This window comes from Robertmurraya beringensis (assembly GCF_042433785.1).
Lineage (GTDB): Bacteria > Bacillota > Bacilli > Bacillales > Cytobacillaceae > Robertmurraya_A > Robertmurraya_A beringensis.
Genome location: NZ_JBHLUU010000070.1, coordinates 1 through 2,641, shown reverse-complemented (window position 1 = coordinate 2,641; position 2,641 = coordinate 1). Strand labels below are relative to the sequence as shown.

At 37.4% G+C, this 2,641-nt stretch carries 3 protein-coding genes; all 3 read left to right on the top strand.

The window, feature by feature from the left end; all coding sequences use genetic code 11:
* The coding region (locus ACFFHF_RS12015) for a hypothetical protein (protein WP_377058240.1) at positions 1-569 on the top strand (569 nt) is incomplete at its 5' end.
* A gap of 534 nt (positions 570-1,103) precedes the next feature.
* A complete protein-coding gene (locus ACFFHF_RS12010) occupies positions 1,104-1,409 on the top strand; it encodes a hypothetical protein (protein WP_377058239.1) in 306 nt (101 codons plus the stop codon).
* 281 nt (positions 1,410-1,690) lie between these two features.
* Positions 1,691-2,470, top strand: a complete 780-nt coding sequence (locus ACFFHF_RS12005; protein ID WP_377058238.1) for a glycosyltransferase family 2 protein — start codon at positions 1,691-1,693, stop codon at positions 2,468-2,470.
* The last annotated feature ends 171 nt before the right edge of the window (positions 2,471-2,641 follow it).

Below are 2,641 nucleotides of genomic sequence, written 5' to 3'. Positions count from 1 at the left end.
GGGCCACGGGAGCGACAGGAGCAACAGGAGCAACAGGAGCGACAGGAGCGACAGGAGCCACAGGGGCCACAGGAGCGACAGGAGCGACAGGAGCCACAGGGGCCACAGGAGCAACAGGAGCAACAGGAGCCACGGGAGCGACAGGAGCAACAGGAGCCACAGGGGCCACGGGACCAGGAATATATAGACTATTTTTAGGTTCAGATCAATCCATTGGCAATAACGATTTTGTCGGGTTAGGAACCTCTTCAGCTGACTTTGCTCGAAATACAGTTGTTATACCTGAAAATTCAATTATTACAGGGTTAGTCTTTAATACTCGTGATAATAATTTGATGGGTAATCCAGCCCAGGCTGAGATAATTATCAGTACGGATTGTGCTGCAACAAACACACCAACTACTCCGCCTGTAATTGCTACGGTGACAACAGGTTGCTGCGCCTTTGTTTCCGCTAATGTACCAATTTCCAGATGCACATTACTATCTGTACAAGTCAGAAGAATTGGCGGACCACAGGCCGCATTCCCTAGTGGTGTTGCTGTCACAGTTCTATTTAGAACGGTTTAGTAAATCGAGGTTAAGTAGGCTTCAGCCTTTCAAGTAGACTGTGGATATAAAAAAAGAATTAAGCGGCTACAGTTCTGTTTTAGACTACTGGTTGTACGTGGATCTATTGTTATTATGAATCACGAAAAATATTAACGAAGCTTCAACCATCTCAAAACGAGGTGGTTGGTTTTTTTATAGAGTTTTACAATTTTTCTCATTCTATTTGGGAAAATAGTCTATCAATGTAGTGTCATGTACACATATGATATTTATTATGTCATGTATAGGTGGTCTTAATAGAAGTGAGTGTTTCCTCGATTAACAGGAGCGATAGGGGCAACAGGAGCAACTGGACCCAAAGGACCAGATGAGCTTGTCTTTACTGTTCAAGATGCCTTCAGTGGTTGAAGCTTTGATCCGTAACAAATAGTATTTATTTACCCTCCTGGTAGTTCAGCTGGAAGAGTAGCGACTTATCCTTTTAATAGAATTTTTTCAGAAGAAGTCAACATTCCATTCAAACTTCCACGATCATATGTAGCTGGTACTCCATTGGTAGTTCAAGTCCACTTCTTCACAACGAATCAAGGTGGAGTTGGTAATATAGTTAACCTTAGAGTGAACGCATATTTTAAATCAAACGCTCAAGACATATCAACCTATGAAGTGACAGGGACAGCTTCTGGAATTGTCTCAGAACCTCCAGCTAATGGTGCTAGACATTTCAGTATCGACGTAACTTTGACCCCTACTGCAGTTCAAGCATTGTCAGGAGACTGGGCTTATATTACTATTGATAGACTTGCACCTACAGATACCTATGATAAAAAAATATCTGGTTTGCTGCAGCCTCTGTAATTTTGAGTTGTTTGATTATTGACAGTAAATTTATAAATGAAAATTATTAAAGGAGATTAGTTATCTTAACTAATCTCCTTTTGCTTAATAAGTACTTTTACTTTTTCTATTCATTATATACTCACCCTCTCTTACTTTCTTCATAAAATATGAATAAAATTCGATTGTAATGTTCTGATTTGACAAAGATCATCCTTAAATGGATATAGGAAATTTTCTGTGACCTTTGGAATAAGAGAACATAGAATAAAATGTTGTCTAAACAGAAGGGATGAATGTTTATGATACCAACTGACATGGTTACCATCGCTATTCTTGCAAAAGATAAAGCCCATGTTCTGCCATTATACCTTGAACTAATTGAAAACCAGACTTATCCTGCTTCCCAAATAAAGCTCTATATACGTACAAATAATAATAATGATAATACTGCAGAGATACTCGAAAGCTGGATAGACAAAGTAAAAGAACGATACTCAGAAATTTATTATGATGCAAGTGATGTGGAGGCACGTGTACAAGATTATAGTCCTCATGAGTGGAATTTTATTAGATTTAAAGTAGTAGGCCGTATACGACAAGAATCAGTAGATTGGGCGAAAGAAAAGGGTACACACTATTTTGTCGCTGATTGTGACAACTTTGTTGTACCTGAAACAATTGAAACCCTTGTAAAGACAGGGTTACCAGTAGTTGCTCCATTGCTGCGAAATGGCGATCTTCCATGGCATCCCTACTCTAATTATCATTTTAAGACGGATGAAAATGGTTACTACAAAGAAGAATCTATGTATCATGATGTTTTACACCACAGAGTGAAAGGTTTAATTGAGGTGGAGGTTGTACATTGCACGTATTTTATTAGACATGAAGTATTGGAATATATAAATTATGATGATGGTAGTGGGAGATTTGAATATGTTATTTTTAGTGATGTTTTGAGAAAGTGGGGCATTCCACAATATATTGATAATCGACGTATTTATGGGAAACTTACCTTTTGTGATACAGAACAAGAATTTAATTTAACAAATATTAGCGTTGATAACTTAACTTATTAGTAGTAAAAGCTAGGTGATTTTTAACTTTTGAATATAACTCTCTTATCACTAGTGTTGCATAAATAATTTCGTAATTTTCAGTTTAATTATATTCTCTATTTAGAGCCAAAAAAGTAAATACCCAACAAAGGTGGCTCCATCCATTTGGAAATTTATTTACAATTAGACCTG